The following is a 24,911-nucleotide window of genomic DNA, read 5'->3' as shown; positions in this document are numbered from 1 at the left end:
CACCACACCGGGGGATATTCGATCAAAATGTGTAGGACATATTCAGTGAATAGTTTAACGGCTCGCCATAAGTAGAAGAAGCATTGCTGAGCCACGTGTAATAGCTGCGATCAAACAGGTTTTTGACGTTAGCCTGCACAGCAAGCTGTTTTGTCACCTGATAACGGGCAAACAGATCAACCAGCGGGTAACTTGCCTGATAAATGCGCGTCGTCCCCTGCGGCCCGGCTCCCTCCTGGAACGTACGATTTTGCCAGTTTACCCCACCGCCAACCGTCAGCTCAGGTAGCGTAGGAAGCTGGTAACGGGTGAACAATTTGATCTGCGTCTGTGGCATCTTGCTATTGAAACGGCCCTTGCTATCGTTTGCCACATAACGTGACGCACCAAAGGTTAACTGCAAGTTATCCGTCACTGCGCCATTTAGCTCAACCTCGACCCCTTTGCTCACCGCGCCCTGTGTCGCATAGTAAGCCTGTTCAGTGGTGCCATTAACAAATTTATTCCCATCTGCCTGCCCCACATTTTCTTGCTCAATACGGAACACAGCAAGCGTTGACGTTAAGCGGCCATTAAACCAATCCGCTTTCAGGCCGGTTTCGTAGTTTTTACCGGTGATAGGCGCCAGATATTTACTATTACTATCACGTCGGCTCTGTGGCTGGAAGATCGAGGTGTAGCTGGCATAAGCCGATACCGTATCGTTGATGTCATAAATCAAGCCGCCATACGGTGTGATATTGCTTTTCTTCATATCAGCGCTGCTGCCGTTGGTTTGCCACTGCGTATAGCGCGCGCCAAGGACAAGATGCAGCGGATCGGCCAACGAGAAACGTGCCACGCTGTAGGCGGCTTTCTGCCGTACGGTATCATCAGACGTCTGCGATTTTTCTCCCCAAGCTGGCTCTTGAACCCTGCCATTCCACTGGTAAAGACTACCAATATTTGGAAACTCCAGAGGAGAACCATAATAACTATTGTGCTGACGGCTGTAGCTAACGCCCGTCACCAGTTCATGCTGGCGGCCCAATAGTTCAAAAGGCCCATTGGCATAGCTATCAACGGACAACTGTTTGCGTTCGCCCGTATAGTTAGTGCCATAGCCGATCGAGCCCATCCCCGTCGTTTGGTCAGGAAAACCGGCTACATACAGCAATTTGCCGCCCATATTCGATTCGGCATGGGTACCGTTGACGCGGAATGTCCAGCCGTTGTCAAAATCCTGCCTGAGATTTGCAAAAACTTTTTTCGATTCGGTCTCATAGTTAGTCCAATCAGCGGCAGGGTTCATGCTGCGATTGAAGTGCGTACGCTCACCATTGCTAAACCATGGTGTGACACCGCCCCAAGTCGCCCCATCGGTGTGGATCGTCTGATAGCTGTAACCCAGCGACAGCGTCGTGTTGTCGGTGATATCCGCATCCACAACGCCGTAAAGAAATTTTTTGTCTCTTTGATAGCGATCCAACCAGCTATTTTGATCCTGATAGCCCGCCACGACACGACCACGCACGCTGCCGTCCTCATTCAGAGGAGCAGAAAGATCCGCGACGTAGCGCTGTTTGTCCCACGAGCCATAACTGGCGCTGACATTACCGACAAAGTCACGGCTATCAGCATGTTTACGCACCATATTGACCGATGCCGACGGGTTACCTGCGCCGGTCATCAAGCCAGTTGCACCGCGCACCACTTCAACACGGTCAAAAATCGCAGTGTCGTCATCCGCATCGCCAAAGTTCCAGGCTTCATCGACGGAAGTTGGGATATCATCAAAGAGGTAGCTGTTGATGGAAAAACCACGAGAATAAAAACTGGAGCGTTCGTCAGCAATGCTGGCAGAAATCCCTGTCGTATTACGTAAAACCTCTCCCACGGATTGTAGACTTTGATCCTGCATCCGTTGTTCCGTCACGATACTGACCGACTGCGGAATATCACGCGGTGCCATCAGCATTTTTGTGCCTGCACGCGTCGTTTTAGCACTGTAATCTTGCTGTCCACCGTTTAAATCATCGGCCTTTGCCGTCACAACGATGTCCTGCGATACATTCTGTGCAGATGACGCGTCAGAACCTGTAGGCTGCGCAGCGTAAGCTGATACCGGACTAAATGCAGCCTGCATCGCCAACGTTAACAACGAAATAGAAAACGTCTTTTTCATGGCTGACGACGTAAGAGTGTCAACACGGTTTCCCCTGCCGTGGAAAGGCATAAATGTCTCCTTTTAGGATAAGTGTGCGTAACGCAATATCGCCTCGTGATGATTCCGTCAGATCAGAATGTATGCCTAAAGATGACCTTGAGAAGTACGAATAAGAGGCAAAATGCGAACGATAATGATGTGCATTATCATAAAATCGCCAGCACTGTATCACAAAAAATGACAAAGCGGATTTTATATCTTTCCTGAGTGGAGAGCAGATTGATTGGGGTCGTCATTTAACATTAAGAGCACGATAACTTAATATTTAATAACAGATTATTGACAATAAAGCCTCGGCATTATGTCGAGGCTTTGATTACGAGAGAAGGTAAAATCATTCATGAAAATGAACAAATCGCCTGCTTATTATTGCGGTAAGCCCAATGCCGTTTTTTCCACATACGGTCTCATAATCGTATCCGCTTCCTGCTGCGCCGACATCGCTGCCTGATCTACACTCAATTTGGGATCGTTGAGCAAGGCTGCCAATTGATTCTCCATCGCTTTACGCACCGCAACCGTTTCATAGGTGGCATACCACGGGTGGGCATACTGCAACTGAGATAACGCTATCGCTGCGCGTGGGTCCTTAGCCAGATACGTTTTCATTTCCGGCAGGTCATACGCAGCCATACGAGGAGCAAAATAGCCCGTAAAACGGCTCCAACTTCCACTCACTTCCGGGCTAATCAGATAACTCATGAACTGCCAGGCTGCTTTCTTTTGCGCTTCAGAAATACCTTTAAAACTCACCAAACTGGCACCACCAATGGTTACGCCACGCCGTTCTTTTTCTGGCATAATGGCGACACCCAGTTGGAAGTCTTTGGTGTTTTCACGCATAAAGCCTAACGCCCCAGTGCTGAGCATCGCCATCCCCAGCTTACCGGAGAAAAATGCCGCGCTGATTTGTTTGGAGTTAAGCACCCCACCCGGCATTACCTTGTCGCGATGCACCAGATTACGCCAGAATTGTAGCGCTCCCTTGGTGGACGCCGTGTTGTAATACACTTCACCGGGATAATCAGCGTTGTAATACGCACCGCCGTTGGCTCGAGCGAGTGCCGACAAGACCCAACCACCGTAGTCGTCATTCGTGGATGGCATCATGATCCCCCATTGCCCTTTTGCCGGGTCGGTCAACTTCTTCGCTATCGTTACCACTTCATCCCAATTCTTCGGCGGCTCGTTAAAACCAGCCTGCTTCAACATATCTTCGTTGTAATAAAGAATGGGCGTCGAATTATGGAACGGAATGGCATAGGTTTCTCCTAATACCTGCGCATTCTGATGTAACGCAGGCCAAAAATTCTTTGTCAGAAACGGCGTCGCTTTTTCGTTGCCAAACTTGAACAACTCATCCATCGGTAGAATTTCATCTTTGATGACCAGGTCAGCCGTAAAATTGGCAGACATAATCACCAGCGCCGGAGGATCGCCCGCTTTGGCTGCCGCTTCGGCTTTCACTTTGGTCGTGTCATAACCACCGGTAAAAATGCCGCGAACATCGACCTGATCCTGCGACTGGTTGTATTCTTTGATGATGCGCGTCATTTCCATGGTCAGCTTACCGTCAACCGGCGCAGGGAACATGAAATCAATACTTTGCTTTGCCAGCGCAGAACCAGACAACAGCATGGTCATCGCCAGCGCAATAATACGGGGCTTACGCATTTCTTTTCTCCTGGGATAAATTACGGGCGGTTTGCCCAGAAAACCAATGGCAATCTTGCGGTGAAAAATGAAGCACAAGGGACATACCGACAGTCGGTACGCCATCACGATTGGGTCGGCGATAGCGAATATCACCCAGCGGAGTCTCCACATGAATCAGGTATTCTGCGCCAAACAATTCCCGCTGCTTTACCGTCCCCGGTAGCCGCAATCCACCGTCTGATGCGGCCTGTTCGGTAATATGTTCGGGGCGAATCCCCAACAGCACTTCCGTTGCTGCGTGTGTTTCTTCATTGGCTGGCAACACAATGGTTTGCTCCTGCAAAAACGCCTGTCCATCAGCGCAAGGCAGCGTGAGCATGTTCATCGCGGGCGTACCAATAAAACCAGCAACAAAGGTATTGGCAGGATGGGAATAAAGTTGTTCTGGCGTACCAACTTGCTGCAATACGCCGCGATCTAGCACAGCGATCCTATCTGCCATTGTCATGGCTTCAATTTGATCGTGGGTAACATACACGGTGGTGGTTTTTAACTGCTGGTGTAGCGCCATAATGCCGTCTCTGACTTCGCTGCGCAGTCTGGCATCCAGATTTGATAATGGCTCATCCATCAGAAACAACCGAGGATCGCGTACAATCGCTCGCGCCATCGCAACGCGCTGACGCTGACCACCGGAAAGTTTTCCGGGTTTACGTTTGAGTAACGGCTCAAGCTGTAACAAGCTCGCGACTCGCCGCACACGCTGCGGATAGTCCGACTTCGGTTCGCCACGCATGCGCATACCGAACGTGATGTTTTGCTCTACCGTCAAATGAGGAAACAGTGCATAGTTCTGAAAAATCATCGAGAAATTACGCTGTTTCGGGCTCCACGCAGTGATGTCTTCTTGCCCCAGCAAGATTTGCCCCGCACTCACCGTCTCAAGGCCCGCGAGCATGCGCAGCAAGGTGCTCTTACCGCAGCCTGATGGCCCCACTAACACCAGAAACTCACCGTCAGCGATATCTAACGACAACGAGGCCAACGCCTGAGTTTGTTCAAATTGTTTACTAATATTGCGTAACTGAATCACAGACATTACTCATCCACCGGGCAACTGATACGAGGGTCATAGAGATAAGGACCGGAAAAGGATGTAAGCGCCTGGCTGTAACTCACCAGCCCCGTCACCGGAACATAACGGTGCATCACGACGGAAGCTGGCTCCAGATTGTAGTAAGGTGCCGCATCATGATGAAAATAAGGCACCTGATGTACCGTTCCGGGGACCGTAGCAATAATGGCCTGACGATACTGCGTCATGATTAACCGATGGGTATGGCCACAGAATATCCGCGTCAGTTGAGGAAACCGCTCAATCAGCATCAACAACTCATGACCATTTTCACAGGCGATAGGATCCATCTGTGCGGAACCCAGAGGAATTGGCGGATGGTGCATAAAAATAGCCGTTTCACGCTCCTGATTGTCGGTCAGTTGCTTCTCTAGCCAACCTAACGTTGACGGCGTCAACCAGCCTTTAGACTGTCCGGTCAGGCTGGAGTCAATAAACAGCAGACGCATGGGGAAATCGTCTACCGCATAACGGATATTTTCGGGATCGTCACCTAGCGCCGGACAGAGTGGGCGCATTGCATTCAAAAAATGGCGTTTATCATCATGATTTCCCGGAATCACATACAAAGGATAATCCAGCATGCGTAAGACTCGTTGCGCCACCTGATATTCTTGTGGTCGGCCACAGTTAACGATATCGCCGCTCACGACGACAGCATCCGGACGTTCAGGCAACGCATTGAGCTGATTAATGACATCAGCGTTCGCGCCATTCACATCAATGAACTCATATAACTTGCGGCCGTCACTGCGGAAATGCAGATCGGAAATTTGTGCCAGTAACATCACTCCCACCTCTTATTTAATGCCTGAAAAGCCAAAACTACTGAGAAACTGTTTCTGGAACAGCACGAACGCCAGCATCAGCGGCAAACAAACCAACAGGGTTCCCGCACAGATCAATCCCCATTGCCCACCGGATTCTGCACCCATGGCAAACGACACCAACCCGATCGTTAAAACCTGTTTATCGGGATCGTTCAGTACCATCAGCGGCCAGAGATATTCATTCCAGTGATAGGTAATACTGACCGTGGCAAACGCCAGAATAGACGGCCAGGTCATGGGGATGAGGACGTGAAAGACCACCTGCCACCAGCGGCACCCTTCCATCAACGCCGCTTCCTCTATTTCTTTGGCGATATTGAGAAAGGCCTGGCGCATCAGAAACACACCAAATGCCGAAGCGAAATACGGCATCATGACACCCGTTAGCGTATTCAATAGCCCAAGCTGTTTCAGCGTCATCATATTGGGCACCATCATGACAACCGGCATGATCATCAGTTGGATTAACAACAGATAAAACAACAGCGTTTTGCCTCGAAACTGGTGGTACGCGAAGATGTAGCCAGCGGTCGTTATCGTCACCAGCTGTACCAGAAACGTCCCGATCGCAAAGATCAGCGTATTCGCGTAAAGACGTAGCCAATCGGCGCTATCCCATGCGTCACGAAAGTTATCCAGCGTCAGCGGCAGGCGTGGCAGCAACGATGCCATGTCACTACCGAAACTGCCGGTACTGACAGAAGAAGACAACATCCAGATAAACGGACTAACCCACAGTATCGCGGCACAAATCAGTAATAGCGGTAACGTAAAATGCGTGGTCACACGCAGTGGATGGCGATTCTCAACGTTCATAGTGCGCTCCTTTTTCCAACACTTTCAGGTTCATCATGGAAAATACAAACAGCAGCACCAACGTTAAAAAGGTCGCGGCAGAGGCTTTGCCAAGATCGTGGGTATCATTCGCCAGATCCTGAATGTAGTAGAGCAGTACAGTGGTGGCATTATTCGGCCCGCCACGCGTCATCACTGCCACATGGTCAATTTGGGTAATGGCATAAATGAACGCGATGGTCACCACAAACGCGATAGTGGGCCGCAATAGCGGTAGGGTCACGTAGAAAAAAACCTGACGCCGAGACGCGCCTTCCATCAAGGCGGCCTCACGCGCAGAGGTAGAAATAGACTGTAATCCAGCCAGGAAAAATAGCATGTAGTAACCGGCAAATTTCCAAATGCCAATAACGCTCACGGCCACGAGCGCACTGTCGCTCATGCCAAGATAGTTGTTATTCATCGGCCCGAATGCTTTTGCCAGATAATAGTCCAGCAGACCCAGCCCAGGCATAAAGATGAACAGCCACAGCGTAGCCGCGCTCACTAACGGAATAATCATCGGGAAGAAAAAAGCGGTACGTAGCCAACGGTTAATCCGCGAATTTTCCCACAGTAGAACCGCCAGCAGCAGCGCCAGCAAGACGCCAGGAATGACCGTCATCAGGATGTACAACAGGTTATTCAACAATGCCTGCCAAAACACATCGTCCTGTAATAGACGAACAAAATTATCCATGCCGACAAACCGTGGCTGACCGGCATTCAACCGGGTGTCATACAAGCTGTCGATAACCGAACGGAATAAAGGGAAATAGGTGAAAGCGAAGAGAAAAACCAGCGTCGGCAACAACACAAGATAAGGGAAATATTTTGCTCGCATAGCGTGATGGTGACTCAATGTGAAACACAGAGGCATTACCATAGAGAGCAAGCATGTCAGAAAGGAGTCAGTTAAATGACAGTTTGTTTTCGGAGGGGAATAATTTCCTTGCTAATCTATCGTTTCCTATTAAACCAGCAATAGGTAACAACAGAACGCACAATAAAAATATTTCGTTTAAAAAAAGCCGGAAGGATCGTTGCGATCACTTTCTGCCTGCAATACGTTCTTAATAAGAGAGAATCACTTCCCCAACGATTCCTACCTTTGGTTCAACCTGAATTCTATAGTCGCATCCATTTACATTAAAAAAGAAAAAAAGATCATTAAATATATAATACACATCACTCATAATGGCATCTCTTTCATTCTTTCTAATAGACTCACCTATATCAAAACAAATATCACCATGAGGATTTATAATATAAGCCTGACTATCTTCTTTACTAAATGGTGATTTAATTAACGCGATTCCGGAATTATCCTGAAGAGGCAGGGGTATTATCTTGTCTGTATAAATAATCTCTTGCTTATTTTCGTTGCATAACCATGAAATGCCATATGGCAATAACTCAAAAACGTTTAAATGATTAAATGATTAAATGATTAAATGATTAACATTACTCACTTTATCATATTCACCAAGGTTATCTATTAATTTAAAATTACTTATAACATCCATATTAACACCCTATATTCAACTACAAACCAAGAGAATTATAACATCGACTTCAATTTTATTAACTCTTCTATTTCTAAGTTATTATACTCATCATTGAAATTAACATGGCAAATAAATTTTTTATCATTCCCCATTGCTGCGTATACTCCTTCAGACATTTCGCCAGGATCAAATAATCCTGGAGGATCTGAAAAGCAGCTATCCACCCCACACCAACTCACCACTGCTCTATTTTCAATAAAATACAATAATGTTTTCTCTGTTTTATTAAGCCAGTCATTTTGATACTCATTGAACTTAACGTCCCATAACCATACCACCCAATCATCACCAAATATTTTTTGAGATTTAAACTCAACATTATCCCAGATCATTGCAGGAAATCTTGGCAAAGAATAATTCACATCATTAGAATATGAATAAAACGTTTGTCCTTCAACCTCTCCAAGCGTACTATTCCAGTAAATACTTAACACTTCCCTGAGCTTCATCATTTCACTTCCTAATTCTCAATTTGTTGCAAGCATTTACTACAGTAAAAAGGAATACTTTCCTCATCGCTGGCCAGATCATTGCAATTACTTTAGTCTTCCCATGTTTTATAACGATCCGGCAATTCTTTAATAAGCCAGTATAAGATCTTGCCCCACCCAACCACAAAGCTGTTTTCGTAACTCTTTCAGTTCCCACGGCTTATATGCAGGGTCAATAACATCATAATTATCTATCGCCGTCAGTGCTTCTTTACCTAACGTAATGATATCAACATTTGTTGGCAACGCAGCAGCTAATGCAACATTTTCACTAGGACTCTCAGCCATATTCTTTGATTGCCTCGAACGCTGAATAATAAAATATTTATCACCGAATTCATAAACAATTGAGCTATGCTTTTGCATATAAATCCCTATAAATCATCCAATAGTTTAAAACCATTATTAATAAACAATAAAATTACCATTAGGCCACTCGCCATCCCAACCACAGGGAATATGCCCACGTTCATAAACAGACACCAGTTTATAAAAAAAGAGAGGTTGTTTTAATTTTTCTTTATATGCGTCTTCTAATAAATAATTAACTAAGTCCCACTTTACATTAGTTAATACTATATTCATATCAACTTCATCTATATTTGGAACCGTTGGTATAATAACATTCTCCACAAATTCTCGGGCTTCTTCAGCTAGTTTATTCCAGTTTTGGTAAATCACAGCATGTTTTTTAGCCAAAAAACCAGTAATCTCATTCCTAGCATCTAATGTGGAATTTTCCCATTCATCACTTTGAATTAAAATAATAAAGCTATCGAAATTAACCACTTTATAAAAAGAGTCATGACATTCTTGACTCACACGATTAAACCAATCTATCCCTTCAATCCTTTTTTTGGCAAGATCAGATATACTTATCATCTAGCCTCCCTATTTCTTCAGATATCTTTGATATACCCATACCACCAAGTACACCATATTCATCCCTAACTTTAAACACTTTATTTCACTTATGTCATTAAACCAACTAAAGAGTAACCATAAATTTTTCAACACGTTAGTGTCATTTTGGCGATTGACTTGGATATCAATCACTGTGGTACATAGAAGGATCATTGCGATTACTTAGGTCTTCCCATGTTTTATATAAAATAAAGTTAACTATTTATAAGTGAATTTATTTTTACAGAGACTAATGGATTCCACGCTATTTCTATCTTTGTATCCACCTCAGACAAAAGAACTTCAATAAAAACATATTCACCGCTTTTGTCTTTTCTTAATACAATATCTTTAACCCCTTCTGTCAGATACTGACTTACTACATGTTCATTAGAATAGAGTTTCACTTGAATCCAACCTTCCATGACATTATATGAAAACTCAATAGTCACACCATGATTGGATACTGTATAGGCCACACATTGTAAGTCAGAAGATATATAAGATGGTTCTGACTCAAAAAACGACAGAAAATCAATATCATCTGGGTAATTAATTATATTTCTCATTATCAACCTTACCCTTATGCCATATAAATACATCGATCATATCTTCACTTCATCTAATTGATTCGATAAAATTATCAGTCGATATTTTCCTTTCTTTGACGCCATTATTCATTCCAATTTTTAATAAAATAAATTGACTAGCTAAATCTAGCAGTAGTTTATTTTTTTCGTTCTGGATGATATGTCGATATCGAGAGAGCCTTATCTATTGCTATACCTACATTATCGATAGCCGCGTCAATAGGAAGAATGATGATATCATCGCTCATCATGCTTTCCCATGCCTTGATATTGTGATTATCAAAAGGAATAACTTTTATTTTTCCCTCATCAAAGTCTTTATAAAGAAGAACGATCCGGCAATTCTTTAATAAGCCAGTATAAGATCTTGCCCCCACCCAACCACAAAGCTGTTTTCGTAACTCTTTCAGTTCCCACGGCTTATATGCAGGGTCAATAACATCATAATTATCTATCGCCGTCAGTGCTTCTTTACCTAACGTAATGATATCAACATTTGTTGGCAACGCAGCAGCTAATGCAACATTTTCACTAGGACTATCTGTCCGACGTTTATCTTGTCTGGAGCGTTGAATAATAAAATACTTATCATTGTACTCATAAATAATGGCATCATATATTTTCATATCATTCCCTACGAACGACCGACAGTGAATCGTTCTATATCTCACAACCTCACACGGAGGAGGTCCAGTTCCCTTAAAGGTTGGAAGGAGCGAGTGATCGCATCCTGCCATTTTATATATCAATAAACGACTAAATTACCATTAGGCCAGTTGCCGTCCCAACCGCAGGGAATGTGTCCTGATTCATAAATACAAATCAGAGAATCAAAAAATAGTGATTTTTTTATTTTATCTTTATATGCATCTTCAATTAAGTAGTGAATAATATCCCATTCAATACACTGTAGAAGCAAAACATTATCAAAACCATCTAAATCAGGTATTCTTTTTGATAATTCATCTCGCCAAAAAGTCTTAGCGTCTATCGCCAGGCTATTCCATTCTTGTAAAGCAGAGGGATATTTAATTGAAAGATACCCAGACATATCGTTGGACTCCTCCAATGTAACATTTTCCCAATCAGGGCTACTTAAAAATAACATCGCTTCGCCAAAAGAGTTCGCGACTTTAACATTAGGTACAAAAAATTGGTCACCGACATGAGAAAACCAATTTATTTTTATTAATCTATTTACAGCATGGAAAGATATTTTCATGATTTATCCTGATCGATTCTTCCATAAAGCCTAGGTGCTTTCATACCACCATCTATTCCGTATACAATATCCTACCACCTAATTTACCTCACTCACAGATAGTCTCGCAATCTCCAAAGATTTTTCGATGTTTGAGTGTATAACATATTAACCGAATACCGAGCATTAAGCGGCAACGATTCAAGCATATAGACGGACCGACTCTCTTCCAAAGTTCCACGACATACACCTACCTATACACTGCTGCTGGCAGATACATTGGTCACTAACCCACCAAGATGTCTGATACCATAATGGTGAAATGCGGCAGGATTATTATTGAATCGGAGATTAATTGATAGTAGATAACCTAATCATAAAATAAAAAAATTAAATCAGAGACTCTTCTATTTCACTCAATAAAAAATCGGCAAAGCTTTGTGCGATCACGATTTTATTATTACCTCTCTTGAATGAAAGCTCAGTTTCTACAACAGCAGCTTCTCCCGTTTTACCCAGCATTAATGTATCTATAGAAAAAATTGGACCATAACCAGATGACTTTATTTGTATCATCGCGTTATCAATGTTACCTAGTTTTCTCGCTTCGAGCGTCACATATCGCACATCAGGAGCTGAGGTAGCTGCAAAACCTTTTTTTGATATACCGTAAAATGATTCTCCATTAAATGTGAGTGTTCCATACTTGCGGAGAAAAATCTTATATGACTCGGGGAATGAAACACCTAAGACCGACTCATAATTAATAATATCCTCGTCTAAGGCAGTGCCACTGCCATAGTGAGATTCTCCACTGTCAGTCATTATTCTTTCAACTTTAAGAAATAACTCATCAATCATCGGTTTTTCCTAAAAAAATCAAGCATCTTTTTTTTACAAAATTCCCTCATCAATTAAAATAACTTAGATTCATTGATGGGTAAGCGCTATACCCTAAATAACAATTGACAGATTCCATACCATTACTTTTAAAATCCACATTCCCAATTACATCACCATTTTCATTATATAAAATCGGAGAAATTTTCAGATCACTTCTAGTTTTCATTACATATCCAAAAATAATTAAGCCAGTGATTCTTTTATTTGATTGAGAAAAAAATCGCCGAAGTTATCTGCAATAATAGTTTTTTCACCATGCATTTTAAAAGCCAAAGATGTTTCTACCACTACTGACTCACCGGCCTTTCCCGTTACATCAGTATCTATAGCATAAGAAGGCCCATAACCCGATGATTTAATTTTTATCATTGCACTATTGATATCATTCTGTTCTCTTGCATCTTTTGTTAAAAAATAAACACAAGGGACCTCATTAGCGTCTTTACCATCTTGTGTAATTCCATAATATGTATTACCACAAAAAGATAACGCTCCATATTTTTTCAAAAAAAGCTTATACGACACAGGAAAGTCGACACCAAGCAAAGCTTCAAACTCATTTATTTCTTCCTCGCCAACACCACCAGTGAACCGAATCCTCTCACCGCTCTCTTTCATTTTTTCTTCTGCTTCATCAAGAAAATTCATATATTCCCTCTAAAAATAAAATGACCTTGTTTTCCAGCATAATTTTCCCATTTATTAAAATTACCACAATTCATTGACGGAGGGAAATTATTATACACTCTCCCTACTCCGTCAGAACCGACTCATACTTTAAACCATTAATTTAATCGTTTTCACTATGGAAAGTAATTGATACCTCAGCCATTGCCCCGGTTCATCTTGAGTAAAACTCAGATTAATTTATAGCGACTAACCTGACCATAAAATGGTTGAAAAAACTGGGTAACCGATTCCAGGTTTTATTATTTACCTCTTAAAAAACCAGCCAACTGTTTTGAGTATATGACATTATTAGCTTTATTTATAACTTCAACAACATAATCTTCAGTGATATTAAATTTATTAAGATGATAGTAAAACACAAAATCATTGGGATGATCTGTTATGATATTCTCTTTATAAATAGAATTGTTCCCACTGATAATTTCAAAATCAAGAAAAAAACTATCTAAAGTTAACCGGCATTTCAAAACACCTGTCATCTTATAACCTTTTAATTTCTTTTTCTTAAAAATCCATTCATTTACGAACCCAGACTGCTCAAACTCATTGATTGCATTAACTATGATGTCCTTAGGCAAATGATATCTATCGTCAACCTTATCTAAGCCATCCATGACAAGCCTTGAGAAATATTTATTCAATGCATCTTTCGACGTATTCCGATATTCACTTTCGTCAATAAATATCTCAACACCAAGAACATTGCTTGAGTTTACATATGGTTGACTATTTGGTTCGTTTCTACCAATAAAGCACACTCTATTAAACCCTATAGTCTCACATTTAGCTTCTTTTACCTTCCGACCAAGATAATTACATAACGACCTAGTTAACTCTTTAAACGGATATGTAAATTCCTCTCCGTAATCCTGAATCTCTGGATAAAGATATATATCTTTTAATATCATGATATCTTACATCCCTAGGATCTAAAATCCGTATATATTTATTGCCTTTATTTATTTTCCATTCCAACTTTTTCCTGACTTCAGACCATCAGGCTCTTAGCAAACAATTATGGAACTATATTTCTCTGCCTACCTCTTTATTCCATTTACGGACGTGAGTATTTCACGAGAAGAACTTAATTCACCATTTGACCCGACTTCAGTTTGAATTAGTTCACACCAATTTTAACTACATTTCCCGTACCGTTATCGATAATCTCATAATCATGTTGGGCTTTCTGAGAGTACTTAGCGTTACCATTTGGTTTATTTTTTTCACCCTCTTGTCCCGTCAACCCTAGCTGATCAGCTCACATTAACTGGTTATGAACATCCCTCTGCGGCCAGGCATTAGATATAAGTAGATAGTTAATCATTAAACAACCGCAACTGAGCGGTAATAAAATAAATCTGGAAGGATTGTTAAAACCGACTCTAACTTTATTATTTAAATTTCTTCTACTTCATACTTTGTGGATAACTTATCAAAAAAGAAAATCATCAGTGAAAATAGCTTATCTCTTTCAATACCATTTAAATTATTTAAAATAAAAATCCATTTTCATATTTTTCTATTGAAAAAAAGACCCATTCAGCACTCCACGGAGTGGTAGTAACACTAACATAAGAATAATTCACTTAAAAATCCACATTATTCAATTGTCACCTTACAATAAAAACCCTTCATTTTTTCATTTGCAGTAATTAACTCATAGACAAGGTTACCACCAACAAAACATCTTGCATAACAGGTTAGAAATGAATATTGAACAAAGCTAACAAATGAAAAAAACATCTTATTGTAAAATACTTCACTAGAAGCATTCCCTTTCAATAAGACCTCATATCCGTCTTCAATAATTTTTATTTCACAATTCAAGATAAACTCTTGCGATAGGAAAAAATCTCTCATTTCAAAATAAATCCCAGAATCAACAACTACAGTTATTTCATTTAATTTCTCATAAAACATAACTCACCTTAATTTAAAAATATATTCACCATCATTAGCACTCTAGGATGAGAACAGACAATTACGATTTTTATATATCTTCATTTGTAATAACGGCATGCCCTCTTATTCTGATAGCCTCATGCTGGTCTACCTACTGGCCCTGCTAACCGTACTGAAAGACTGTCCTTAATCGAAACGAATATCCCAACTGCGTTATCACTCAGCACTTGCGATAATATTTTTTGCTCCGGTACGGTGAGGCCCCACTATCAGAGGTTAGCCTTAAAGGCCGCTGACTGGAAGAACCGGTGTTTATGACCGGGAGGCCGATAACGGTGAAGGTTGGGCGCGGAAGACTGATGGTTGAACGGAAATTAATCTCTGACATAACACGGAATAAACAGCAGATAAAATAAAACCAGAAGGATCATTAGGATCGCTTTCAATTTACCCCTCAACTATTCATATATTACTTTACACTTACCAACAACATCAAAAACATGATCGTAGGTGCTTAATACTAATCTCCTATTATCTTTTTTATATTCCCCTTCAACTTCATCAAAACTTGATGAAGTATATTTTTCATAGGGATAATCATCGACCTTATATATGGTTAAGATCTCTATATTAGAAAATAAAAAAATTATAGAAACATCCTCTTCATGCCTTATTATTGGTTTACATGCTGCCAGAGACAAAGATGATTTAATAATTAATTCGAATGGGTGAAGCTTCAACTCAGTATTTAATAAAATAAGAGCATCCCTCCCATAAATGATACCATACTTGGTTTCTACAGCGCTCATGTTCATATTAACTACAACCTCTTGTTTTTATCGACTTACCACGCCTATCTTAGGGACTCAAACCTCTTTAGCTGCATAAAAACGCCTGTTATCTAAACTAAATACTGAATGTTTATATGCACCTTGAGAAATAAACCCTTTCTGTACATCAAGAATAAATATTTCATGCTAGCTTCGCGAACCGGTTCAATTTGATTAGCGTATGATGGGGCATTTATTAACCGATCTTTAAGCTCATTAACATCTCTTCTATTATCAAATATTGGATTGATCTCATCTTGATGATGAATAAAACAGTTTTAGAACTGACAGATGATAACCCTAGTGGATCGCTCCAAGTGATAGGTTTTTAACATACGTATAAGTGTTTAATCTGCCAAGTTGATCTTACCCAGAGCGCACCCATGCTTCATGGCAAGCGATTATCGGATAATGGAAGGTGGAAAGATCGAATGGATCATTTCCGGCATCTTGAATTACTCATATATTTTTGCAGCTTGTAATATATCGGCCAAGCCAGCCCAGTCGATATTAGGTTCTGGTCGATTCACATTTTTGTAAAACCCATCCATATCTTCAATCCATGATGCCATTGCTTCTAAATAAGTAGGAAGATCCTTATTCTCCCATTTTTGGGGATTTTTTCTTACATCATCAGCCAAAAAATTAATCAATTTTACGATATCTTCTTTATTTCTCACTGGAGCTTTAACTAAATCCACCGATGGATGACAATCATCATTCATATCAACCTCCTATAATCTGATTCATTCCATTACCTCGTTTTAAAATAATATTTCCCCGTTGGTCTTCGTGGTCATTTTTCACATTTAACCTGCTATTTCTTTAGGTCTCGCCCATTATACTGGCACTTCATTAATTGCTAGCTACTTTAAATGCAGCCAAACGGCGATGACCGAGCATCTATATTTTATTTTAATAATCTTTTAATAATTTAATTTTCAGGTAAATCAGATGCGTTCAATGAGCTATTAGATAATAGTTTCAGCATTATCTAAGACAGTATGAGTATCGATTTTATTTTTAATCGCGCATTACATGACATGAACATCTTTATGATTTAAACTACATCCCGCCAACCCAAAGGATCAAACAACATAATCGGATTTGGAACATAAACATAGAGGTTAAAACCGTCTTCGCTATTAATATATAGTGAACCACACTATATATTTTAAATAATCACACGGTGTATATAAGATTATATAGAATAGTTTCTTCTCTATCAGGTAAATTCAAATATTCAGCAAGGCCTATTTTTATGAAACTCTCTTCATTAACCATAATCCCCCTGAACGCTATAGATGATATGATTGAAGAGAAAATCGCATCATCACCAACATATTTTTTAAGTGACATTATTTTTTTATTATTGTTTTTTAAAACATAATAAGAATAATTCATTAATATAAAATTTGATATAAATAAGTTTCCATTTGACTGATACTTATTAAAGCAGTCTATTAAAGAATCAAATATTATTTTCTTTGATTTGTTGTAACTTAACAAAAAAAACTCAGGATTAATAAGTTCTTTGTTAACATCATTAATCGGGGGGAGAGGGATTTTATATTTTTCTGAGAATAAAAAATCAATGACAGAAAGTTGGAATGATTTAATATTTATAATGGCTTCCTTATCATTAATATCTTCAACTTTATCGTAAAATTCGATTATATATTCATAAAGATTAATATCACCTAGTTTTTCCGACTTCAGAAATAATTTGTTATTATAAACATAAAATCTATTGTACACATCATCATCAATGCCGAGCTCAAAGCATAAGAATTTGAAAAAATAATTTACATCTCTCTCATCACTTTTATTTAATTTTAGAAACGTTAACTTAAAAACATAAAAAAGGACATGAATATCTTTATTCATCCGTTGTCTGTTATCTATTTGTAATAAATAACCAAATCTGGAAAGCATTATTTTTATAGCATAACAATCGTTTTCACTAAAGCCTATGCCCCGTATTATCTTATCTACTTTCCCTTTTGGGAAAAGATCATACCATCTTGTCAAAGGATGCAATCTACCATTTTCTTTTCTAACAGAAATCAAATAGAGATCTCTTTCATCCTCCTTATAATAATAAGGTAAAAAATCTTTTCTGTAACATCTTGGATTGATAAAGTTTTCAAGCTTATAAAAAAACACATCAATAATATTTATGCAACTGTCCTCCCGCACGCTTTCCATTCCCCACCTCTCCATTTATCTCAATATTAAATGATTTAATTGAATGGTTAAATTTATCAATCACATTACGACCAATATTCTTTGTTTTGGGTTAATTCGATTAGAAAAAACACCGTTTTTTAACTCTGTTTCTTTGTAATGCACAGTACTAATATCCTGAATGCCAGCCTCTCTTAACACTTTTATATTTTAGCGGATTTTTCACCTACAACACCTTTAGAGCTGATATTAGGAAACCAATAACTTAATAATTAAAACCTCATCCATCTTATATATCAGATTCAAGATGTAATACTACATTCAATTTCTTTTGCAACAAAATATACATCTGACATACGGTAATCACTAATATCTTCCATAGCATCAGAATATGGAGAAAAATCAATATAATGAATCTCATCTATACATTGATAAGATATACCGTTACTCATTACTGTATTGCTACATTTGATTTTTTGCTTAACAGTAAATTCAACCAACCCTTTCAATTCAAATTTTACATTAACCCATTCATTATCGGACTTCCTTATAACCGATACTTCAACAATTACACTGTCAAAAGAAGTAAAGTTAATTTTTTTAATAAGCCCATCATACCCATTCATTATTTCATCTAGCATATCTATGATCATAAAATATCTCACTTTCCTATAGGTGTGCGAGATTCAATTCCCGGGAGAAGAGCATCCCATACTGAAGGTATATCTGAATGAGGATAACGTGGTTTACCAGGGACCATGTCCAGATGCTGGATTATTAGGCTCAGAGAACAGGTGATAATGACCAGATTCTATCCCATGATTTTTTTAAATCCACATGTCCAATTACATTGCCATTGTCATCATATATTGCATTTTGAACAACTTTTTCTGTTTTTGGATCAATATACATGGAACTCGGGGAGTTTCCCTTCCTTGCTGCGCTTCACACGCCGCCAAATCGTCTACACGGTACTGCTGCTGACCGATAAACTGGTCTCCATCCCACCGATGTACCACCCACGCTACCGCCTGCGCTGAGGAGAGTTGTCCCTTGCACATCTTCTGAATTCGGCGACCAAACGCATAGTAACAAGACCGCCACCGCGCACCGTCCGGTAAACTTACCCGGTCCACCGCATTCTGCACTTTCAGCGAATTATCCAGGCTATGCGCCATCTACGACACCTCACACAGGTTTTGTTCACTGTCGTAGCCAAATAGCCTCGCCTAACGCAGCAACAGCCCGTCAGGTTCCGTTTGTGACGTAGCGTACCACTGCCGTTACTGCTCCAATGCTCTTCTCTCGCCGACATTATGATTGAACGGGACGGTAATGAGGCAGAAGGCACAGACTGGGTAAGTGACAACGGTAAACTGACACTGGCAGGCAACTGGCTCACTCTGAGCGGGTTACTTGGTCAACCGTTAAGTATTGACGTACTACTCGATAGGTTAACAATTCGGGCAGATTTAGGGAATATGCTGGCATAATAATATAGATCGCAAAAAATAAAAAAGCTGGAAGGATCTTTGTGATCGCTTCCAGCCATTATTTATCTATTCATCAAGGTAATTTTCTTTTAGTTATTTTTTTATTACCAGATAGATCATATCTATAGTCAATACAATAATGATCAAGTGCTTTATCTACTGGAACAACTTTCACACCTTTTATTTTTGAAAAAACATCAATAGATGATTCAGACACAAATAAAAAGTGATGAAGCAATGTCTTACTAATTGAAAAAATATCGTACTTACTCACACTCTCATTAAATTTCAAATCATATGGAACCAAATTCCCACGTCGATCCTCTTCCAATGTAGAGCTAGATGTATCTATAAGTTCATTATCACCTATAAAATAAACATATTTTAAATCACTGCGCAACGTAGCGCCATCTTTAATAGAAACAGCAGTTATATTCTTAGTCACAAAATGACTTGTATCAACACCATTAATCTTTTCAAAAAAAGCATCAGACATTATATGCCCCATGCCATGATTGTAATAATTAAACTTCAATGCACCGATATTTCTACGACATAATAAAAACAAATTATCAGGACAAGAATCATCCAAGATGTAATTTGGGAATGAATACTTTGAACCTTCATACTCCCATTTATCACTAACCTGCTTTTCAGTATCAACCAATGCGTGAAGATACCGCGGAATTAAAGAAGAATGGTAATCATTCATTAAAACATAGTACATTAATCCATCCTCCCACATTTAGTTTGTGGTAATATCACCACATCACAATTCATTTTATATCAATTTAAAGTCTTCTTACAGCATCTTTTGTATATAACTATTTACAACCATACATAAATTTAATATTTTTAAATTCTCAACGAACATCGTCTGATATAATCATTATGATTACTACTACGAAATATACTTATATCTTTTCCTAAATCAACATCCATTACGATTTTATATTCATGAATATTTATTCCATTAAAATATGAATTAATTTTTATCACTCATTCTTTTCTTGCCTAAAACTCACGATTCTTTTTCCTAAACCTCAATAGGAATAACATGATGAACAGATAACTTATCTCCAATCTATCCTCCGCCATCAACCTTAAGGGCCGCTGCTCGAAAAGTCCGGTGTTATCACCAGGATGCCCGTTACCGCCATGGTAGAAAGTGGGAGGAGGATCATTGAGACGAAGATTAATTTATAGCAGCAGTTCTGACCATAAAATAAAAAGCCGGAAGGATCGTCAGATCGCTTCCGGATTTATAATTGAAAATTAAGACATTAAGTGTTCAAAAAATAACTCAACCTCTTGCTTATCCCTAGATTTCAAAAGAACATCTTTATATTTAGATGATATTTTATCTTCACCTTTCATTTTTAAAATAACCAATGATGGATAAAATGTATTTTCTACAATCCAGTCTTCATTGGATACGGCGGAGAACCAACCCAAAGAATAATTAGCACTTTTAATCACCTGTTCACGCCAATTACCTACTTCATCCAATTCATCAAAAAAACACATCCATATTGAAAACCTTTTCCTAAATTCATCTAAAGACTCATTACCATCCTTGAAGCATCTCCAATCACTTAGAGAAGCAACTGTGCTATTACTTAATCTTGTTTTTATAGATCCTTCTATGTCCTTATCACTCCAGTTGGGAGGGTATTTATATCTCTCATCTTTCAAAACACGCTCTAAAACACCATTTACAGAATGCATTAGGCTTTCATTTAATAGATTCAACCTTAAAGAAAGTGAGAAATATTCTTTGTTTTTTGAAACAAGAATCTCATATTGATATTTATTACCCCCCTCAGCATCAAACTCAAAAAAACGCTGTTTCTTTAATGAGAATCCATTATTTTCAAAAAACGGACTGATTACATTAACAATGGATTCAATTATTTCTAGAGAATTAATTTTTTGTTCTGATAGTCCACTAAGGGAATGCTTAAATCTTATATTTGGATCAGAAAAAAAATGAACATTCGCCATATCGCCTCCTATTTTTTACCTTTACCCGTTTGTTTCTTTTCGCAGCCTCACCTATAGCCCCTGAGATCCATATTTAAATCCAGTATCAGCCTCAAACTTGTGAGCGCTACCTACATGCAGATAACTATAACATTCATGTGTGACAAGTTATCATATACCCGTCATACTTCAAGTTGCATGTACGTTGGCTGCGTTCGTTACTCGACTCATCCATAAGCCTCGCCCCGTTGGGGTCAGCGCAAGCGCTGTTCAAAAACGCCTTGCCGTTTTTTTCCTGAAACTTGAATTATTTTGGGTATAGTCATTTCATTCGTTTTAGAGTTATAACCAACATGGTGACTAATCCATTTTCTAGCTTACTTTCAATCTAAATAAAACGTTATCGGGTTCTTCATGCAATTTTGTTGTTATTATTATTTCCTCTCCTTCCATAACAACATCCTTAAATTTATAATGATATGCCAGTTCATCGGGTGGAGTAATTAATATTACATTATCAAACAAAATATCTCCCCCTCGCATAACTTTTAATGAAAGTTGAAAATCACTAATGGAATGATTACAAACAAGAGAACATATTAAATTCTGTTTTTTAAAAACCTTTCTTTTATGCACCCATTCATTCACATACCCTCTACGCTCAAATTCACAAATAGAAGACGTTATTTCAGAAACCGGCAACACCTCGCCACACTTATCCAATCCTGACTTTAAAACCTCAATAAAATAATCATTCAAACAATCAATTTCTGTACTTTTATATCTAGCTTCATCAATATAAACATCAACATTAAGTACATTTGATGAATTAACCAAAACATCTTTAGATGGATGTTTTTTGCCGACAAAGCAAACCGTTCTAAATCCTTCGGTATTATATTTTAAATCTTTTATTTTCCTTTCAAGAAAATTACATATAGACCTACTTTGCTCCTTGAAAGGATACGTTACTTCCCTTCCATAATCGTCTAATTCAGGGAAAAGATAAATATTTTTCAATATCATGGTCTATGATGTCTCCGTGGTTCTAACGTACTTCTATGTTTATCAGCATTTTTAAGTTCCCCATCCAAAATTTATCCTGACTCCTGGGCTAGCAGGCTCTTGGTGAACAACCCTGGCACTATATTTCTCTCTGCCTATCTCGTTATTCCATTTACGGGCTTGGCTATTTGTACAAGAAAAGCTTAATTCACCCTCTTGGCCCGCCAACCCCAGCGGGTCAATCTATTACAACGGTAATCCCTTTTCCCAGCGCGATCTCACTTCAGCAGGCGGCAGCGGTGGGAATTTAACGCCGCGATCCAACAACAGCTGTTTGACCTTCAGCGCCCAAGGATAATGAGGCGATTTTGGGGACATAATGGATAAGCTGTCCTCAACACTCCAGGCTAAGCTGGCTCCCGTAGCCGAATAGGTATTAACATTAGCGCCCTGCTCAATCAGCCAATAGGCGATTTCATACTGGTTGAGATAAGCAGCATAGTGAGCACTCGTTGTTTTTTGCCCATCCGTTAAATTGACGTCAGCGCCACGCTCTACGAGTAATTTAATATCAGCCCAGCGTTCTTCGTTAATGGCACCAAATATTGCCGGTTGTCCGCGTCGCCCAATCGCATTTGGGTCGCCCCCTGCATCCAGAATAATGCGGAGCCAGTCGGGATCTTTTGCACCCGCCACGGAATTGACCGCACTGTCGCCGAAACCGTCTTTATAGTTCGGATCGACACCTAGCTTAAGCGCCAGCGTGACGGCTTTTTTATCCTTGGTCTCATAAATCAGCCACAGCAACGGCGTCACGCCTTCTTTTCCCTGAATATTCAGGTTAACACCCTGCAACAGTTGATGACGCGCCGATGTTTCGTCACCTTTTTGAATATTTTCCAGTACCGCCACCACAGGCGGTTCAAAAAGCTCACTCGCCCGCATACTGTGTCCTCCTGCCTGACAAGCGGTTAATAGTGTCAGACCAGCCACTAGCCAATACCGCCACCTCAAAGAGATTCTCCTTTTTCCCAGCGTTCACGAACTTCAGTTGGCGATAACGGTGGAAATTTAATGCCACGATCCAGCAACTGCTGCTTTACCTTCAGCACCCACGAGTAATAAGGCGATTTAGTGGACATAATGGATAAACTATCGTGTATCCGCCACGCCAGACTACTGCCCGTTGCAGAATAGGTATCAACATTTGTACCCTGCGCAATCAACCAATAAACAATTTCGTACTCATTCACATAAGCGGCGTAAAGCGCACTATTTCTTTTATTTTGATCTTCTAAATTCAGATCGGCTCCCTTCTCAACGAGTAGCTTAATATCGTCCCAACGTTGCTCATTAATGGCACCAAATATTGCTGGTTGTCCACGTCGCCCAATCGCATTTGGGTCGCCCCCTGCATCCAGAATAATGCGGAGCCAGTCGGGATCTTTTGCACCCGCCACGGAATTGACCGCACTGTCGCCGAAACCGTCTTTATAGTTCGGATCGACGCCTAGCTTAAGCGCCAGCGTGACGGCTTTTTTATTTTTCGTCTCATAAATCAGCCACAGCAACGGCGTCATGCCTTCTTTTCCCTGAATATTCAGGTTAACACCCTGCGACAGTTGATGACGGGCTGCTGACTCGTCACCTTTTTGAATGCTTTCCAGTACCGCCACCACAGGTGGTTCAAAAAGCTCGCTCGCCCGCATACTGTGTCCTCCCGCCTGACAAGCAGTTAATAACGGCAGGCTAGCCAAAAGCCAAGACCACCATTTCAAAGAGGTTCACCCTTTTCCCAACGTTCTCTCACTTCAGCAGGCAACAATGGTGGAAATTTAACGCCGCGATCCAGCAGTTGCTGTTTCACTTTCAACGCCCAAGGGTAATGAGGGGATTTAGTAGACATAATGGATAAGCTGTCTTCAACGGTAAAAGCGAGATTACTGCCCGTCTCATCATAAATATTGATATCTGCACCTTGTTCTATCAGCCAATATACAATCTCGTATTTATTCAGATAAGCAGCATAGTGGGCGCTGTTGACTTTGGTACCAGAAACGAGATTTAAATCGGCGCCTCGTTCTACGAGTAATTTGATATCGGCCCAACGCTCCTCACCAATAGCACCAAATATTGCTGGCTGACCAAGACGCCCAATCGCATTTGGATCGCCTCCCACATCCAAAACAATACGAAGCCAGTCTGGATCTTTTGCGCCCGCCACGGAATTGACCGCACTGTCACCGAAACCGTCTTTATAGTTCGGATCGACGCCTAGCTTAAGCGCCAACGTGACGGCTTTTTTATTTTTCGTTTCATAAATCAACCACAGTAACGGCGTGATGCCTTCTTTTCCCTGAATATTCAGGTTAACACCCTGCGAAAGTTGATGACGTGCTACCGCTTCATCACCTTTTTGAATGCTCTCTAATACCGCCACTACAGATGGCTCAAAAAGCTCACTCGCCCGCATGCTGTGTCCTCCCGCCTGACAGGCGGTTAAC

Annotated in this window: 29 protein-coding genes; 1 reads left to right on the top strand and 28 read right to left on the bottom strand. The window is 40.2% G+C overall.

The annotated features are described in order from the left end of the window. Positions 1–22 precede the first annotated feature (22 nt). From fhuE to ACKPVM_RS15370, 22 genes are all read right to left on the bottom strand, one after another. On the bottom strand, positions 23–2,164 hold the full coding sequence (fhuE, locus tag ACKPVM_RS15475; protein ID WP_409310374.1) for a ferric-rhodotorulic acid/ferric-coprogen receptor FhuE: 2,142 nt from the start codon (positions 2,162–2,164) through the stop codon (positions 23–25). Between the two features lie 408 nt (positions 2,165–2,572). Next, entirely contained in the window at positions 2,573–3,880 is a 1,308-nt protein-coding gene (locus tag ACKPVM_RS15470; protein WP_409310372.1) for an ABC transporter substrate-binding protein, read from the bottom strand. Further along, positions 3,873–4,961 (bottom strand): ABC transporter ATP-binding protein, encoded by a 1,089-nt coding sequence (locus tag ACKPVM_RS15465; RefSeq protein WP_409310370.1) that lies wholly within the window; start codon positions 4,959–4,961, stop codon positions 3,873–3,875. The genes ACKPVM_RS15470 and ACKPVM_RS15465 overlap by 8 nt, the downstream gene beginning before the upstream one ends. Further along, positions 4,961–5,785, bottom strand: coding sequence for a glycerophosphodiester phosphodiesterase GpdQ (locus ACKPVM_RS15460; protein WP_409310368.1), 825 nt, complete (start codon positions 5,783–5,785; stop codon positions 4,961–4,963). The genes ACKPVM_RS15465 and ACKPVM_RS15460 overlap by 1 nt, the downstream gene beginning before the upstream one ends. A gap of 12 nt (positions 5,786–5,797) precedes the next feature. After that, complete coding sequence (locus ACKPVM_RS15455) at positions 5,798–6,643, bottom strand: carbohydrate ABC transporter permease (RefSeq protein ID WP_409310367.1); 846 nt, start codon at positions 6,641–6,643, stop codon at positions 5,798–5,800. After that, positions 6,633–7,505: a carbohydrate ABC transporter permease gene (locus ACKPVM_RS15450; protein ID WP_409310366.1), complete on the bottom strand. Its 873-nt coding sequence runs from the start codon at positions 7,503–7,505 to the stop codon at positions 6,633–6,635. The genes ACKPVM_RS15455 and ACKPVM_RS15450 overlap by 11 nt, the downstream gene beginning before the upstream one ends. 229 nt (positions 7,506–7,734) lie before the next feature. Continuing rightward, positions 7,735–8,073 carry a hypothetical protein gene (locus ACKPVM_RS15445; RefSeq protein WP_409310364.1) on the bottom strand — a complete coding sequence of 113 codons (339 nt, stop codon included), beginning with the start codon at positions 8,071–8,073 and terminating at the stop codon, positions 7,735–7,737. A gap of 149 nt (positions 8,074–8,222) precedes the next feature. Beyond that, positions 8,223–8,681, bottom strand: coding sequence for a hypothetical protein (locus tag ACKPVM_RS15440; protein ID WP_409310362.1), 459 nt, complete (start codon positions 8,679–8,681; stop codon positions 8,223–8,225). Between the two features lie 126 nt (positions 8,682–8,807). Next, the gene (locus ACKPVM_RS15435) at positions 8,808–9,086 is read right to left on the bottom strand and encodes a hypothetical protein (protein ID WP_409310361.1); all 279 of its coding nucleotides are present in this window, start codon (positions 9,084–9,086) and stop codon (positions 8,808–8,810) included. Positions 9,087–9,125: 39 nt separating this feature from the next. Continuing rightward, on the bottom strand, positions 9,126–9,602 hold the full coding sequence (locus tag ACKPVM_RS15430) for a hypothetical protein (protein WP_409310359.1): 477 nt from the start codon (positions 9,600–9,602) through the stop codon (positions 9,126–9,128). Positions 9,603–9,838: 236 nt separating this feature from the next. Further along, positions 9,839–10,192: a hypothetical protein gene (locus ACKPVM_RS15425; protein ID WP_409310357.1), complete on the bottom strand. Its 354-nt coding sequence runs from the start codon at positions 10,190–10,192 to the stop codon at positions 9,839–9,841. 158 nt (positions 10,193–10,350) lie between these two features. Continuing rightward, entirely contained in the window at positions 10,351–10,839 is a 489-nt protein-coding gene (locus tag ACKPVM_RS15420; RefSeq protein ID WP_409310355.1) for a contact-dependent growth inhibition system immunity protein, read from the bottom strand. Between the two features lie 119 nt (positions 10,840–10,958). After that, a complete protein-coding gene (locus ACKPVM_RS15415; protein WP_409310354.1) occupies positions 10,959–11,435 on the bottom strand; it encodes a hypothetical protein in 477 nt (158 codons plus the stop codon). A 369-nt stretch (positions 11,436–11,804) separates the two neighbouring features. Further along, positions 11,805–12,275, bottom strand: coding sequence for an SMI1/KNR4 family protein (locus ACKPVM_RS15410; RefSeq protein WP_409310353.1), 471 nt, complete (start codon positions 12,273–12,275; stop codon positions 11,805–11,807). A gap of 225 nt (positions 12,276–12,500) precedes the next feature. Beyond that, a complete protein-coding gene (locus ACKPVM_RS15405) occupies positions 12,501–12,965 on the bottom strand; it encodes an SMI1/KNR4 family protein (RefSeq protein WP_409310352.1) in 465 nt (154 codons plus the stop codon). 281 nt (positions 12,966–13,246) lie between these two features. Then, positions 13,247–13,915, bottom strand: a complete 669-nt coding sequence (locus ACKPVM_RS15400; RefSeq protein WP_409310350.1) for a hypothetical protein — start codon at positions 13,913–13,915, stop codon at positions 13,247–13,249. Between the two features lie 691 nt (positions 13,916–14,606). After that, positions 14,607–14,927, bottom strand: a complete 321-nt coding sequence (locus tag ACKPVM_RS15395) for a hypothetical protein (RefSeq protein WP_409310348.1) — start codon at positions 14,925–14,927, stop codon at positions 14,607–14,609. 440 nt (positions 14,928–15,367) lie between these two features. Next, positions 15,368–15,724 carry a hypothetical protein gene (locus tag ACKPVM_RS15390; protein WP_409310347.1) on the bottom strand — a complete coding sequence of 119 codons (357 nt, stop codon included), beginning with the start codon at positions 15,722–15,724 and terminating at the stop codon, positions 15,368–15,370. A gap of 470 nt (positions 15,725–16,194) precedes the next feature. Then, a complete protein-coding gene (locus tag ACKPVM_RS15385; protein WP_409310345.1) occupies positions 16,195–16,464 on the bottom strand; it encodes a DUF7660 family protein in 270 nt (89 codons plus the stop codon). A gap of 457 nt (positions 16,465–16,921) precedes the next feature. Beyond that, positions 16,922–17,947: a hypothetical protein gene (locus ACKPVM_RS15380; protein WP_409310343.1), complete on the bottom strand. Its 1,026-nt coding sequence runs from the start codon at positions 17,945–17,947 to the stop codon at positions 16,922–16,924. A gap of 281 nt (positions 17,948–18,228) precedes the next feature. Continuing rightward, complete coding sequence (locus ACKPVM_RS15375; protein ID WP_409310341.1) at positions 18,229–18,579, bottom strand: hypothetical protein; 351 nt, start codon at positions 18,577–18,579, stop codon at positions 18,229–18,231. A gap of 192 nt (positions 18,580–18,771) precedes the next feature. Beyond that, complete coding sequence (locus ACKPVM_RS15370) at positions 18,772–19,104, bottom strand: hypothetical protein (protein WP_409310339.1); 333 nt, start codon at positions 19,102–19,104, stop codon at positions 18,772–18,774. Positions 19,105–19,242: 138 nt separating this feature from the next. Here ACKPVM_RS15370 and ACKPVM_RS15365 point away from each other — a divergent pair, with 138 nt between their 5' ends. Next, entirely contained in the window at positions 19,243–19,419 is a 177-nt protein-coding gene (locus ACKPVM_RS15365; protein WP_409310337.1) for a SymE family type I addiction module toxin, read from the top strand. Positions 19,420–19,492: 73 nt separating this feature from the next. On the opposite strand, the gene ACKPVM_RS15360 is transcribed toward ACKPVM_RS15365, so the two are convergent. The 6 genes from ACKPVM_RS15360 to ACKPVM_RS15335 all read right to left on the bottom strand — a co-directional run bounded on the left by ACKPVM_RS15360 (position 19,493) and on the right by ACKPVM_RS15335 (position 24,880). Next, on the bottom strand, positions 19,493–20,146 hold the full coding sequence (locus tag ACKPVM_RS15360; protein WP_409310335.1) for an Imm43 family immunity protein: 654 nt from the start codon (positions 20,144–20,146) through the stop codon (positions 19,493–19,495). Between the two features lie 548 nt (positions 20,147–20,694). Further along, positions 20,695–21,423 (bottom strand): hypothetical protein, encoded by a 729-nt coding sequence (locus tag ACKPVM_RS15355; RefSeq protein ID WP_409310333.1) that lies wholly within the window; start codon positions 21,421–21,423, stop codon positions 20,695–20,697. Between the two features lie 351 nt (positions 21,424–21,774). Continuing rightward, the gene (locus ACKPVM_RS15350) at positions 21,775–22,428 is read right to left on the bottom strand and encodes a hypothetical protein (RefSeq protein WP_409310331.1); all 654 of its coding nucleotides are present in this window, start codon (positions 22,426–22,428) and stop codon (positions 21,775–21,777) included. A gap of 225 nt (positions 22,429–22,653) precedes the next feature. Next, entirely contained in the window at positions 22,654–23,352 is a 699-nt protein-coding gene (locus ACKPVM_RS15345; RefSeq protein WP_409310410.1) for an ankyrin repeat domain-containing protein, read from the bottom strand. A 65-nt stretch (positions 23,353–23,417) separates the two neighbouring features. Beyond that, a complete protein-coding gene (locus ACKPVM_RS15340; protein WP_409310408.1) occupies positions 23,418–24,116 on the bottom strand; it encodes an ankyrin repeat domain-containing protein in 699 nt (232 codons plus the stop codon). Between the two features lie 65 nt (positions 24,117–24,181). Then, positions 24,182–24,880 carry an ankyrin repeat domain-containing protein gene (locus ACKPVM_RS15335; protein ID WP_409310406.1) on the bottom strand — a complete coding sequence of 233 codons (699 nt, stop codon included), beginning with the start codon at positions 24,878–24,880 and terminating at the stop codon, positions 24,182–24,184. Positions 24,881–24,911: the final 31 nt, after the last annotated feature.

It is taken from the genome of Pectobacterium hainanensis (genome assembly GCF_046237015.1).
In the GTDB taxonomy this organism is placed as follows: Bacteria; Pseudomonadota; Gammaproteobacteria; order Enterobacterales; family Enterobacteriaceae; genus JBJYIN01.
This window is presented reverse-complemented; position numbering and strand designations above follow the sequence as displayed.